At 64.3% G+C, this 13113-nt stretch carries 14 protein-coding genes; 3 read left to right on the top strand and 11 right to left on the bottom strand.

Translation table 11 applies throughout. The annotated features are described in order from the left end of the window. Positions 1-69 precede the first annotated feature (69 nt). Complete coding sequence (locus tag DBV14_RS19340; protein ID WP_124461069.1) at positions 70-1863, bottom strand: HAMP domain-containing sensor histidine kinase; 1794 nt, start codon at positions 1861-1863, stop codon at positions 70-72. An 82-nt stretch (positions 1864-1945) separates the two neighbouring features. On the opposite strand from DBV14_RS19340, the gene DBV14_RS19345 reads away from it, so the two are divergent. Continuing rightward, positions 1946-3214, top strand: coding sequence for a class I SAM-dependent RNA methyltransferase (locus DBV14_RS19345; RefSeq protein ID WP_124461071.1), 1269 nt, complete (start codon positions 1946-1948; stop codon positions 3212-3214). A gap of 1 nt (position 3215) precedes the next feature. Here DBV14_RS19345 and DBV14_RS19350 read toward each other — a convergent pair whose 3' ends face one another. Together DBV14_RS19350 and DBV14_RS19355 are read right to left on the bottom strand one after the other, a co-directional pair. Continuing rightward, on the bottom strand, positions 3216-3530 hold the full coding sequence (locus DBV14_RS19350; protein WP_124461073.1) for a multidrug efflux SMR transporter: 315 nt from the start codon (positions 3528-3530) through the stop codon (positions 3216-3218). Between the two features lie 14 nt (positions 3531-3544). Next, complete coding sequence (locus DBV14_RS19355) at positions 3545-4477, bottom strand: DMT family transporter (protein WP_124461075.1); 933 nt, start codon at positions 4475-4477, stop codon at positions 3545-3547. Between the two features lie 122 nt (positions 4478-4599). Here DBV14_RS19355 and DBV14_RS19360 point away from each other — a divergent pair, with 122 nt between their 5' ends. Then, the gene (locus DBV14_RS19360; RefSeq protein ID WP_124461077.1) at positions 4600-5538 is read left to right on the top strand and encodes a LysR family transcriptional regulator; all 939 of its coding nucleotides are present in this window, start codon (positions 4600-4602) and stop codon (positions 5536-5538) included. Here the strand turns inward: DBV14_RS19360 and DBV14_RS19365 are convergent. Then, positions 5535-5963, bottom strand: coding sequence for a surface-adhesin E family protein (locus tag DBV14_RS19365; RefSeq protein ID WP_124461079.1), 429 nt, complete (start codon positions 5961-5963; stop codon positions 5535-5537). The genes DBV14_RS19360 and DBV14_RS19365 overlap by 4 nt on opposite strands. Before the next feature lie 169 nt (positions 5964-6132). Between DBV14_RS19365 and DBV14_RS19370 the strand changes: the two genes are divergently transcribed. Further along, entirely contained in the window at positions 6133-6600 is a 468-nt protein-coding gene (locus DBV14_RS19370; RefSeq protein ID WP_124461081.1) for a putative toxin-antitoxin system toxin component, PIN family, read from the top strand. Between the two features lie 119 nt (positions 6601-6719). On the opposite strand, the gene DBV14_RS33470 is transcribed toward DBV14_RS19370, so the two are convergent. From DBV14_RS33470 to DBV14_RS19400, 7 genes are all read right to left on the bottom strand, one after another. Next, positions 6720-6893 (bottom strand): hypothetical protein, encoded by a 174-nt coding sequence (locus tag DBV14_RS33470; RefSeq protein ID WP_185546068.1) that lies wholly within the window; start codon positions 6891-6893, stop codon positions 6720-6722. Continuing rightward, positions 6890-7672, bottom strand: a complete 783-nt coding sequence (icmH, locus tag DBV14_RS19375; protein WP_124461083.1) for a type IVB secretion system protein IcmH/DotU — start codon at positions 7670-7672, stop codon at positions 6890-6892. The genes DBV14_RS33470 and icmH overlap by 4 nt, the downstream gene beginning before the upstream one ends. A gap of 34 nt (positions 7673-7706) precedes the next feature. After that, positions 7707-9872, bottom strand: coding sequence for a DUF2235 domain-containing protein (locus DBV14_RS19380; RefSeq protein WP_124461085.1), 2166 nt, complete (start codon positions 9870-9872; stop codon positions 7707-7709). Positions 9873-9900: 28 nt separating this feature from the next. After that, complete coding sequence (locus DBV14_RS19385) at positions 9901-10428, bottom strand: DUF3304 domain-containing protein (RefSeq protein WP_124461087.1); 528 nt, start codon at positions 10426-10428, stop codon at positions 9901-9903. Positions 10429-10446: 18 nt separating this feature from the next. Beyond that, positions 10447-10830, bottom strand: coding sequence for a hypothetical protein (locus DBV14_RS19390; RefSeq protein WP_124461089.1), 384 nt, complete (start codon positions 10828-10830; stop codon positions 10447-10449). Positions 10831-10847: 17 nt separating this feature from the next. After that, positions 10848-11720 carry a DUF4123 domain-containing protein gene (locus DBV14_RS19395; protein ID WP_124461091.1) on the bottom strand — a complete coding sequence of 291 codons (873 nt, stop codon included), beginning with the start codon at positions 11718-11720 and terminating at the stop codon, positions 10848-10850. A gap of 3 nt (positions 11721-11723) precedes the next feature. Further along, on the bottom strand, positions 11724-13113 hold a 1390-nt coding region (locus DBV14_RS19400), incomplete at its 5' end, for a type VI secretion system Vgr family protein (RefSeq protein ID WP_148092445.1).

A 13113-nucleotide genomic window follows, 5' to 3' on the forward strand; every position in this document is an offset into this window, starting at 1 on the left:
GTCGCACGCGCCAAAGAATGAACCCGCACCCGCACCCGCATCAAGCCAGAGTCGCGAACAGAAGACGGCTCAGCCCCGGCCCTGCGCCTTCAGCAGAACGCCACGCAACTCGTCCGGCTGCACCGGCTTGCGCAACGCGTGCCAGCCACGCTCCGTCGCCAATCGCAACGTTGCTTCATTGATGTCGGCCGAGATCAACGCAATCGTCAGCGACGGCCTCTGGCGCTGCAGTTTCTCGGCCAACGCGATGCCGTCGAGCGCGCCCGGCAGGCGGATGTCGCACAACGCCGCGTCGAGCGCGTGCAGGTCCGCCAGCGCCAGCGCCTCCGCCGCACTGGCGTACACGCGGGGTGCCAGTTCCCACTGCTGCAACAACGCCGACAGGCTGTCGGCCACCACCACGTTGTCTTCCACCACCAGCACCGCCAGCCCCGGCCGCAACGCCGACCCCGCATCGGTGGTGCCCGCGTGAGGCACCGGAGCGGGCCTGCTCGCCACCACCGCCCCGGCCGCCGCCGCCGGCAGCTCGAAACTGAAGACCGAGCCCCGCCCCGGCGCCGAACGCAGCGAAACCTGGATGCCCAGTTGCGCCGCCAGCCGCCGCACGATCGCCAGGCCCAGGCCGTGGCCGTGCTGCAGGTTGCGCTCGACGTTGCCGATCTGCTCGAAATCGTTGAACACCCGCTCCTGCGAATCCGAGGCAATGCCGATGCCGCTGTCGCGCACCTCCACGCGCCAGGCCCTCTCGCCGTTGCCCCGCCGGCGTGCCCGCACCGCCAGCAGCACGCGGCCGCGCGGCGTGAACTTGACGGCGTTGTCGACAAGGTTGGCGAGCACGCGGCGCAGCGACACGGCGTCGCTCCAGGCGATGGCTTCCGCCGGGCAGCGCACCATCACGCGGCCGTCGTTGGCCTGCCGGGCCAGCTCCTGCAGCAGCGGTGCCAACGCCACCGCCACCGGCTGCAAGGGGTCGACGGCCGCCTCGATGCGGCCGATTTCGAGCAGCTGGTTGGTCAGGCCCTCCAGCGCCTGCTGTGCGCGGGCCAGCGAGGCGACGGTGTACTGCACGGCCGGCATGTCGGCGCCACTGTCGAGTTGCTGGCGCAGCACCTCGGCCTGCAGGCCGATGGCCATGACCGGCTGGCGCAGGTCGTGGTTGGCGGCCGAGAAAAAACGCAGCCGCTCAGCCTGCGCCTGCTCGGAGGCGCGCAGGCCGGCCAGCGCCTGTTCGCGCAGCGTGCGCTCGTTCAGCCGCAGGCCGATGTTCTCCTCGAGCTGGCGCGAACGCTCGGCCACCAGCTTCCACATCATCGCGGTCAGGCCGATGCCGATCACTGCGACAGCCATCATGGTCGGCGCGCCCAGCCATATGCCGGTGACGATCACCGGCGCCAGCAGCAGCGTGATGGCCAGTTGCGTGGCCGGCGTGTAGAAAGACACCGAGAACGCCGACGACAGCGTCATGCCCATCAGGATCAGGCCCAGCAGCAGCTGCAGGTCGGGGCGCTCCGGGTTGAACAGCAGCACGCCGGCCAGCCCGTGCGCCAGTTCCCAGATGGCGGTGCGCAGCGTGTGCGTGCGCTGCGCGGCGCGCAGGCTCTCGGGCGTGAAGGGGTCGGGCAGCCGCTGCGGGAAGAATCCGCGCAGCACCGTCACCATGGTGATCAGCGCAATCCACACCAGCGCGCGCGGCAGCGAGTACTGCCAGGCAAAGAGCGCCGCCACGCCGCAATTGAGCAGGTACTGCACCAAGAGCACCGGCCCGATGGGGCGCACCGACAGCCGCAGCACCTCGCACTGGATCGCAAAGCCGTCGCTCTGGGGGGCGGCCGGGGCAACCGCGGGGGCGGGGGTGGGATTCATGGGCGAATCGACTATATAGAGAAGCACCGTGACGCGGCGACAATGGAGTCCCCTAGTCGGGCTTCCCGATGGCCAACTTTCCGTGAACGATCTTTCCTTTTTCCTGCCTTGCGCCGCCGGCGTCGAGGAATTCCTTGCCCAGGAGGTGCATGCCCTGACCGGCCGCGTCGGGCAAGACCTGCTGACGCTGCGCGGCGGCGTGCGGGTGCGCGCCGACTGGCGCGACGCCCTCAAGCTCAACCTGCACAGCCGCCTGGCGCAGCGCGTGCTGGTCGAGCTGGCCCATGCGCCCTACCGCAACGAGAACGACCTGTACGCCATCGCCAGCGGCGTGGCCTGGGAGATCTGGTTCACGCCCAAGCAGACCTTCAAGATCGAGACCACGGCCCAGCACAGCCCGCTGCAGAGCCTGAACTTCGCCACCCTGCGCATCAAGGACGCCATTGCCGACCGCTTCCGCGCCAAGGCCAACGGCGTGCGCCCCAGCATCGAGACCCAGTGGCCCGACTGCCGCGTGTTCGCCCACCTGACCACCGACAGCTGCACGCTGTACATCGACACCTCGGGCGAGCCGCTGTTCAAGCGCGGCTGGCGCCAGGACAAGGGCGATGCCCCGCTGAAGGAAACCCTGGCCGCCGCCATGCTGGCCGCCAGCGGCTGGTGGAACCCCGAAACCGGCGCGGTGGCCGGGCAACCGCTGTACGACCCCTGCTGCGGCAGCGGCACCATCGCCATCGAGGCGGCGCAAATTGCGCGCGGCATCGCGGCCGGGTCGCTGCGGCACTTCGGCTTCGAGAAGCTGCTGCCGTTCCAGGCGCACGTGTGGGCGGCCATCAAGAAAGAAGCTGAATCCCAGGTGCGGACGGCCGACATCGGCATCTTCGGCTCCGACGTTTCGCACCGCATGGTCGACTTTTCCGAGCGCAATGCCGAGCGTGCCGGCGTGGCCGACGCCATCGAGTTCCGCGGTGGCGATGCCCTGCAGCGCATGCCGCCGGCCGAAGGCGGCGTGATCATGCTCAACCCGCCGTACGGCGAGCGCATCGAGGTCGGCGGCGTGGCGCGCTTCGGCGCCCGCGAAGCCGCCCAGACCTCGGGCAGCGCGGACGGCGATGGTGGCGGTGCTGGCGACGGCGGCGAGTTCTTCCCGCAACTGGCCACGCACTGGAAGAAAAACTACCCTGGCTGGACCGCCTGGGTGCTCACGCCCGACCTGAAGCTGCCCAAGCAGATGCGCCTGAAAGAGTCGCGCCGCGTGCCGATGTGGAACGGCCCCATCGAATGCCGGCTGTTCCGCTTCGACCTGGTGCGAGGCTCCAACCGGGCCGCGCCCGCGGACGCCGCGACCTGAGCTAAGACAGCGCCTTCAAGCCCGCGATCCCCAGGAAGATCAGCCCGATGCACGCCAGCCGCAGCGGCGCGGCGCTCTCCTGGAAGAAGACGATGCCGATCAGCGTGACGCCGATGGCACCGATGCCGGTCCAGATGGCATAGGCCGTTCCCACCGGCAGCGTCTTCATGGCGCTGGTGAGCAGCACGATGCTCGCCAGCGCGGCACCGATCCCGAGGGCGCCGGCACCCGGGCGCTCCCAGCCCGCCGCCGCCTTCAGCGCGACGGCCATCACGATTTCCACCAATCCAGCGGCAAGCAGCAGCAACCAGGCCATGGCGTGGTCTCTTTTCACAGCAGCTTGATGGCGGCAACGCCGAGCAGCAGCACGGCCACGCCCGCCATGCGCAGGCCCGACACCGCGCGTTGCGGCAGCCGGAACCAGCCGTAGCGGTCGACGAACACCGACGCCACCTGCTGCCCCGCCACCGTCAGCCCGACCGCGGCCGCCGCGCCGATGGCCGGGATCGCCGTGAACACCGTCGTCACGTAGGCCGCGCCGGCAAAGCCGCCGAGCCAGCCCCACCACGGCATGCCGCGCAGCGCCGTGCCCTGTGTCGCCGGGGCGGCAGGCCCGCGCCGGAACAGCCTTGCGAGCAGCAGCACCAGCGCCATGGCCAGCGTCGCCACGAAGAAGCTCACTGCACCCACCGCGAACGGCGCGCCCAGGTCTTGCCGCAGCAGCCCGTTGACCACGCCCTGCACCGGCAACACCGCGCCGGCCAGCAGTGCGAGCACGATCCAGCCGGCCTTGCCCGCCAGCGCCTGCCGCAGGCTGCCGGCCTGCCCCGCGACGATGGCGGCGGCGCCGAGCAGCACGGCCAGCGTGCCACCGGCCATGGCCGGTGTCAGCGCCTTCGGCGCCACGCCGAGCAGGCCGAAGGTGTCGAGCGCGAACGAGGCCAGCATCTGCCCCGCGATGAACAGGCCGACCGCCACCACCGCACCCAGGCGTGGAAACAGCAGGATGGTCGAGACCACGTAGAAGGCGCTCGCCGTGCCGCCGACCGCATGCCACCACGGCACGCCCGGCAGGCCGGCCAGCGCGGTCAGCGTGCCCGTGCCCAGCGCCACGGCCAGCAGCGCCAGCGTGCCGACCGACAGCTGCAGCGTGGTGGCCGCGAAAGGGCTGCCGGTGGCTTTGGAAAGCTGCGCGTTGGCGCCGGCCTGTACCGCGAGCAGGCCGCCGGCGACGAGCGAGGCGGGGATGAAAAGCGTGTCCATGGTGGTGATCGTTCTCCGTGTGCGAGGCTGGGAGCCGGCCAATTGCGGCCCCGATGCGGATGAATGTAGGATCCGCGCGTTTGCACGACCATTCGAATAAATCGCATCTGGGGTATGCATAAATGCAGGACACAGACTGGGACGATCTGCGCTTGTTCCTAGCCGTGGGCCGGGCCGGATCGCTTTCCGGCGCTGCCCGTGAACTGAACGTCAACCACTCCACCGTGCTGCGGCGCATCGGCGCACTCGAGGCCCGGATGGGCGTGCGCCTGTTCGACCGCCTGCCCGCCGGCTATGCCATGACGATGGCCGGCGAGGCCCTGCGCGATCGCCTGCAAGGCGTGGGCGAGCAGATCGACGCCGCGCAGCGCCAGCTCATGGGGCTCGACCTGCGGCTGACCGGCGTCATCCGCATCACCAGCACCGACACCTTCATGAGCGGGCTGCTGGGGGCGATCCTGGCGGACTTCCGCGCACTGCATCCGGGCATCGAGCTGCAGGTGGTGATGAACAACCTCTTCCTGAGCTTGACCAGGCGCGAGGCCGATGTGGCGATCCGCCCGACCAATGCGCCGCCGGAACACCTCGTCGGGCGACGGGCGGGGCGCCTGCAGACGGCGGTGTACGCATCCAAGGCCTACCTTGCCAGGAACGCGGAGAAAACCCGGCTGGCCGAGCACGACTGGATTGCCCCGGACGAAGGCCTGTCGCACCTGATGCAGGCCCGATGGCTGCGCGAGCACGTGCCGCCCGAGCGCGTCGCGGCGCGCATCGACAGCCTGGTCGGCATGACGCAGCTCGTGAAGCGCGGCATGGGCATGGGCATGCTCCTGTGCATGCTGGCCGACGCCGAAGAAGAGCTGGTGCGCGTCGAGCCGCCGATGGAGGCGCTCGACACGCAGGTCTGGGTGCTGACGCATCCCGACCTGAAGGAGGTGGCGCGCATCAAGGCGTTCACCGCTTTCGCCTACGCGCGGCTCGCCGCCGATGCGAAAGTGCTGGCCATGCCGGCGCCTTCAGGGCGACAGCGGCCGGTGGCTGGCGGGTCGGTGGCTGGTTAGCGTGGCGCGCCGACGCGGCAAGCCGCGTTGACCGTGCGGCCGACCAGCTCGGTGGGCGCGCCCGCGAAGAGCATGGGGCGCACGTCGTCTTCCCCGAACTCCTTCACCGCGACCGGCTCGCCCACGAAGTTGGGATGGCCGAAATACGTGGCACTCAGGTAGTGGGCGCTGCGGGCCTCGCAATCGACGCTGGCGCGGGCCTGGACCGAGCGGAACCGCACGCCGTCCTTGCTGGTGCGGTCTTCCGCGAGATTCATGCGCACCGTCACGCTGCGGCGCGATCCGTTCACCTCGACGCTGGTCGGGTCGACCTGCACGTAGGTATTGCCCGCGTCGCCGGGAGAGCCGTTCAGCGTCAGCCATTCGGCCCGGACACCCGCGCAGGCGAGCAGGACCAGGCAGAGCAGCGGGAGTCGTCGTTTCATGAAGCAAGAAAGGGTTGGAGGGATGCGAACGGCCGGCAGGATGACAACAGCGCGACCGGGCCGGCTGGACAGCCTGTGCACCGTGGCATTGTCAACGCCCCGAACCCACCCGGGGCTGACCGGCGCCCGGCCCGCATGGTGCAACATCGGCGATAGTCCCCACGCAGCCATGACCTTTTCAGCCACCGCCACCGCGCCAGCCGCCGCACCCGTCGTCATCGACACCAACATCGCGCTCGACCTGCTGGTCTTCGAAGACCCGTCCTGGGGGGCGCTGATCGCCAGGCTCGCCGCGGGCGAATTGCGCTGGCTGGCCACCGACGCCATGCGCACCGAGCTTGCGCGCGTGCTCGGCTACCCGCTCATTGCAAGGCGCATGGCGCAGCGGGGGCTCGAAGTGCCGGCCGTGCTGGCCGACTTCGATGCGCGCGTGCAGAAGGTGGCCGGCACGCCACCGCGCGCGCCCTGTGTCTGCAGCGACCCCGACGACCAGGTCTTCATCGACCTGGCCGTGGCGCACGGTGCGCTGCTGCTCAGCAAAGACCGGGCGGTGCTGTCGATGAAGAAGCGGCTGGCGCTGCGCGGCGTGGTGGTGCAGGCCGCCTTCGCGCCGGCGCCTGTGCCTTCTTCTTCCTGACCTGGTGCCACCCACGCCATGCGAGGACCGGGTTTTCGCGAGTCGAGGCCAGACCGCTTCAGTGTTCAGCGGATCTCTATTTCGCATCACTTCGCAACGTTGCCGGTTGATTCGCGCATTCACGAATTCCGCGTGTGCTCGAAACTGCTGCCGGTGAAGGCGACCTGTTCGCCTCGCAGATCGGTTACTTCGTCACGAGTGCCGATGCAGTCCAGGAGGTCGATGCCGACCAACTCGCTGGTGGTGCCTTTGCGCCACTTGCAGTGGTTCAGGGTGATCTCTTGTGCGCTCATGAAAAGAGGTCCGTCGAGGCTTCTGAAAGAACGTCGGCGAGGTGGTCTTCCTTGAGCAGCCGCTCGATGGCCTCCCAGCGCGGCGAAGGAGTTCCTCCGCGGCCGATGTACACCAGCGAGTAGACCTGCTCCTTGATCCTGTGCAGTGCGCGTCGGCCATTGGGTGCGTTGCGGTAGATGCCCTCGACTCCCAGCGCAAGGACAAGAATCATCAATTCCAGCAAGTCGAGATTTTCTTGTGGCTTGTGTACCAGGTATCCGAGCAGGCGAAAGACGCCCTCACCACCCTTGCTGTCGCCATGGAAGTGAGGGGCCAAGCGGCCCGTCCATGTCTGTTTTGCGGATTCGGCAGCCCTGCCAAGGAGTGAATTGCCGGCGACCTCGTCGAGCGCGGTGCAAAGCACGTAGCTGGCCGCCAAGATGCATTCATAGGAGAGGCGAGCGTCTTGGCACACCGATTGAAACGCCGGAACCTCATGCATCAGCGTGCGATGAAGGTCATCGAGTCGTCCCGCACCGGGGGTGCCGCGTATTCGAGCCAAGGCATCCAGCAAAGGCCGGGCCGCCTCCAGCAGCGGAACACGGGCGGCCAATACCGCAACGAGTCGATCAGGTTGCGGTGAAAGGCGTGCGAGCCTTTGTTGACCGGGCAAGATGGGTTGCGGCTTGGGTTTGAGGGCTGCGGCGGCCGCTTCCGCAGCGCGGGCACCCTGGACTAACTTGGTGGCATCGGGAGCCACATCAGTCAGTGGAAATACGTCGTCACTTTCGGCGATCATCGGCTCCGGTCAGTTGAGAATAATCCCACGAAAGTCAGCGCGCGATTGTTCGCTGATAGTCGGAGGATTCTCGATCCCACTGCGCTCGTTGTGCGCGATCTTTCGCGCGCAGCGCATCGAGTGCCTCGATGCGCTTCTTGTTGTTTCGCTCGACCTCGTCACGCAGCATGTTGTCGCCGTTATCGCCGAAGAAGATCCGACGAAACTTGGCGATGCCAAAGCCATTCGTCTCGAACTCGGGCATTCCGAAACCGATGAAGCCGGCCATGCTGTCGTGGATCAGTTCCTCGAAGAAGGAGGCCACCTCGCCGGGTACCGGTGTGGACTGGATGGCTTCGAGAAGCCTGACGCCGTCGCGCTCGATGGCCACGTCGCGCACCTCGGCCTGTATTCCAGTGGCGAGGAATTTTCGCCACTCGGCCAGATACTGAGGTGCCTTGTTTGCCTGATCGACGGCCTTCTTCAAATCCTCTGCGGTGTACTTGCCCTGCATCAAACCTGTGCGAGTGGAAAAACCTGTCAAGGCCGAACCGACCACCGCATGAATGGAACTGCCAGGCCACCACTGAGAAAGTCCCTTGACGGCGCCGTCCCGCACCTGGGTTGCCGCGTCGTACCGATGCCGCAGAACTTCGTTGTCGGTGCCGCCCGCTTGAATACGTCGTCGTATTTCGTCGCATAGGGCAGAGACTACAAAAATCAATGCGGCTTGCGTTTGCCACATGGTGAGTGGTTCGTTCTTGTAGGAGCCCAACTCACCATTCGGGATTTTGAGTGCCCGCTTCATGGCCGGTGAGTTCCTCCAATCCTTGTGGTGTACGCGGTAGGTAAGGTACAGGCTCAGGTGTTGGCACGCCATCTCTTCCACAGGGCCGGCTTGTATGTTCGCCTTCTGGTAGTAAGCGTCGAATGCCTTGACGGTTGCGGGGGAGGGCTGGAGGGCTTTGGCAACCTTTTCGCTCAATGGTTCAAATGCGCCAATTCCGAAGGTGGTCCCGAGGATCTTGCGCGCCCCAAACGAGGTCTGAAAAGGTACGCCAGCGCCCAGTGCTGCGCAATACATCTCGTAGCCAGGCACTCGTGCCAGTTGCAGGTCTTCGTCTTTTTCTCCCCAGTCTTTGCGGCCCAGCGCCATGGGCTTGTAGCCACCGCCTACATCCGAATGCGAGCCTGGGTACACATACTCCACCACGTTGGCCGGGTACCTCCCTTCTATGCGCGCCGAATCCAGGGGGAAGCAGGCCCGCGCTTCGGTGCTGGCGACCATATGGACGCATTGCTCCACGCCGGGGTGAATCTGCATGGTCTTGTTCGCCCAACCCGCGCGGCCCTCAATGAATGTGTACAGCCCCGCTGCACCGACCGAAGCGACGGTGTCGAAGATGCCGAGGAATTGCACGCGGATGGGAATGCCCGCAAAGGTGTACCCGTCGTCCTTTTGTGCGCAGATTTCATATAGCCAGTTGACGAAGGTTCGTGCTTCGGCCGCACCTCGAGAGAAGCCGAATACATTGATAGTGATCAGTTCCAACTTGACAGGCTGATTGGCCAACTTGGACTTGAGCCGGTTTTGCCAAACGGCCTTGAGCGATATGAGACGACTAACATCGATTGCGACTTGCGGCAGCATCATGTCGAAGACGGAAGTCGCCAAGTCTTTGGCCGTTGTGTCGTCGATTAGGTCCTTTTCATAGACATGCTGACTGATGGCATTGAAAACACGCGTCAACCCCCACACGATGCGAGGCGCACCGTTCATCGCGCCGATGGAGCCGAGTTGCTGTTTGAGCGTATGCCACTTTTGAGTCAAGCTGCCCTCCTCGTCGAGCTCGCCATCGACGTCGCCGATCTTTGGGAACGGGGTACCTAGGCCGGGGATGTAGTAGCGGTAGTAGCCATTGGTAGCTACTTTGAGTGGGCCGGGGTGCGCGTGATATAGGCGAACCACATTGCTGTGTTTCATCTCACGTGGCTCACTGAGCTGATCAAGGTAGTCCTTCTGTTCGTTATTGCCCGTGCCGTCGAAAAAAATGCCGATGAACACACAACCCGTGCATTTGGGAACTGGCCCTAATGGATTGGTGGCACAGCGTGCGGCTGCGCGCTGCAGTTGTTCGCGGTTGCTGAGTGGGCGTTCGCCGACTCGTGTTCCTCCGAGCGAAGGGTTTAAGGCGGAATCGATCAGGGTTGTCGTACTCATTGGGTTTTCTTCCAAGAATGCTTAAAGGCTATTCGTCAACAATGTCGTTGCGTGTGACCCAAGGCAGTTTGTCTTCTGCGGTCATGGGATAGCGTGGGTGACCTAGTCCATAGATGCTTATTACGACTTTGACGCGATGGTCGGAGTAAAAATGCACCTGAACCGCACCTGCTGTTTTGGTCGTGTATTCGGGGATATCGACCTCTGCTTCTTGCGGTGGCGGGGGTGTTCGTGGATCACCTACCTTGACGTCGTAGACCCAACGGATCTTGGCTTTCATTCCTGGTTGCCAGTGCTTGGGAAACGACATACAACAAGAATTGCCCGCCCCACTTCCGGGTTGAGCATTGGAGCCTCCGGCGCCGTTGATCGTAAAACCAGCGATGCTCCAACCGGAATCGGGCATGTGGTTGTAGCCGGTAACATCTCCCGCCAGCATTTCATTGTTGTCGCAAGCGATCAGCATGAGAACAAGATACGAAACACCAACGGATCTCCAGAGCCGGCTTGCGAGGCGTGAGCGATTGGATGCGTTGCCCGCAGTGATTGTTTTCATGACAGAGGTTTCCAACTGTCAGGCCGCAGCTTGAAATCGTTCTTGACGCCGCTTCTTCGCTATTCCTGCGGCGCACAAGATTGCGCCAACCACCATGCTGAGCCATGTGTAGACACCCACACCGGTCATGGACGAAAAAGTGAACGCATCATCCAAAATATCGACAATCCGTCGCCAGAGTTCCGAAGCGTCTTCTACCGAGAAGATGGATCTGAGCAGCAATGACCAGAGAAGGATTGGCACGCTCAGAATGGTCAACCCGAGACACAAGGTCTTGGTCTTGACACCAGCCCATCGGATCGCAAAGTAGAAGACGAGATAGATGAGCGGTACAAAGATGAATGAGCCGTACGTTTGCAAAAAGTACAGAAACAACGAGAGAAAAATAACCAAATATTCCATGTGTTTCTTTCAGATATTCAGACCAGTTTGTGGTCGAGCAATGCCTCGCGCAGGTTGCCCGGTTGCCACGCCTTGGTGAGCAGCAGTTCTTGCAACTTCGGGTCTTCGTGCATCTTTCCGTTGGTCAGCAATTCGGCCGTGACCAGTGACACCTTGTCGGTCCAGTTCTCGATGCCATACCTGTCGATCAAGCCGAATGTTTTTCTCTTGATGTAGCCGTGCAACTTGCCGTGGGCCACGTTCGGCGCAAAGATTTCTGGCATCTGCTCTGCAAGCATGTCGAGTGCCGCGTCGGGTTCGCAGGCCTTCACCATGGCGTCGAGCTGCACCTGGCTCAGCCGCAAGGCCGACGGCGAGTCGCCTTCCGCGTCAGGCAGGGGTAGAGGCACCATCGCGCCTTCGCGGGCAACAAAGAACCAATGCACAAGCGGCGCAGCAATGTCGGCCCACTGCGCTGGCAAAAGGATGTCGGGCAGCAAGGGCAGCGTACGGGTATCGGCGAAGCGCAACAGAAGACGCTGTTTGTCGCTCGTATGTACCCGGTGCAAAGGAAGCCAGCGCTTTGCAAGCGCCCGCACCGGAATGCGGCTTGCCAGGAAGCTGAGCATCGGACGCCCGCTGCAATGCGCCAACAATTTTTCAATCTGCTCGTGGCTTTGCGCCAGGGCGTCCAGTTCGACGAGCCACGGCGCCGCGCCTGCCAGATCGTTCAGCGGGTATTCGGCGGCGTAGCAATTCAGCCCCTCGTACACCGTCCCGGCGGCGCCATTGCCGTGGTCGAATGCCCCGTCGACCAATACAATCCAATGCAGCTCGGGTTCGGTGGCGAATGCGTCGGTCAGAAATTTCTTGGCCGCTTCCAGGTTGGTAGGGTCCTGCGCAAAGTACACGGCTTAACCTCCCACCGCCGCAACGGGACTACCGGATTTGAGGGCCTTGAGCACGCAGTCTTCGCACAGCGTGGCAGGGAATTTGATCTCGGGCAGTGGCAAGTTTTTCTGCGGCTGAAGACTGTGGGTTGCAGCGTGCTCACGCCATAGGCCGCTGGTGCCGTGTTCGATGCGGGCCTTCTTCCAGATGCTGTAGCTGGTGCCGCCATTGATGGCGACGATTTCGTCGGCATCCAATGTGATCTTGTTGGCCCGCAAAGTGATGTCCTTCCTGGCCAGCATGTGGATGCTTTTCTTGAGGGCGGTGATATCGATGTCTTCCTGGGCTGCAACGATCTTGATGAAGCTCTTAAAGGCAAACAGGCGGATGGCGTGTGCGGCGCTCACCAGGAAGCTCTTGTTGGAAGAGATGCTGGTATGGCTCCCGCTGGTCAGCGCGATGTGTTCACCGCTGGCAACGTGCGTGGAGTTCGGCGTGGTGGTCTCGATACCAGCCGGGCTGGCGAGCACCAGATGCGGGGCCAGAAATTCGGGGAACTCGCCTTCGGCGTGGTTGCCTCCTTTGCCCCGGATGTCGTCGTTCTGCTTCTTGAGGATGAGGGCAACTTCGTCTTGATCACCGGGCTCATGAGCCTCGGCCTTCATCGCCGCAGTCGCGAGGCTGTCGTGCTGATCCTGGCTCTGCGCGAGGCGGGATGCAGTTTCAGCGCTGTCCATCACGTGCGATTGCGCGTTGCCCCGCGCTTCCGTCGTGATGAGCAATCCGTCTTTCGCGCGAATGGCCCCGTGCCCATCGGTTCGCAGTTCGAAGCCCTGGCCCCGCAGGTCCTTGCGCCCGGCGTTGTCTTCGATGCGCGTGATGTGGCCCAGGCTCAGCGAGCTGTGCTGGTGATCGCTCTTGAGCTGCGCCTGGATCTTGCCTTCCGTATCGTCGAGCACCACGTGGTTGGAGCGGCCCGGGGCACTGTTTCCGCCTTCCTTGGTGAGTTCTCGGCTGCGAAAACCCGAGAGTGCCGATTGGTTGGGCAAGGCCCAGGGCGGCAGGTTCAACTGGTTGTGAACCCGCCCCGTGCAAATCGGCAGATCGGGGTCGCCGCCAAAGAAATCGACAATCACTTCCTGCCCGATGCGGGGCAGATGAACGCCGCCCAGCTGGTTGCCGGCCCACGGTGAACTCACACGCAGCCAGCAGGTGCTGTGCTGGTTTTTCTGGCCGATGCGGTCCCAGTGAAACTGAACCTTGATGCGACCCAGTTCGTCGGTCCAGATGTTCTGGCCTTCAGGGCCCACCACCAATGCGGACTGCAGGCCGCCTGTTTGTGGCTTGGCATGCACCGGTGCCGGGCGCAAGGGCTGGGTGACCGGATGCGCGATGAAGTCCACCTTTGCTTGC

The organism is Variovorax sp. KBW07 (assembly GCF_003852515.1).
Lineage (GTDB): Bacteria > Pseudomonadota > Gammaproteobacteria > Burkholderiales > Burkholderiaceae_C > Variovorax.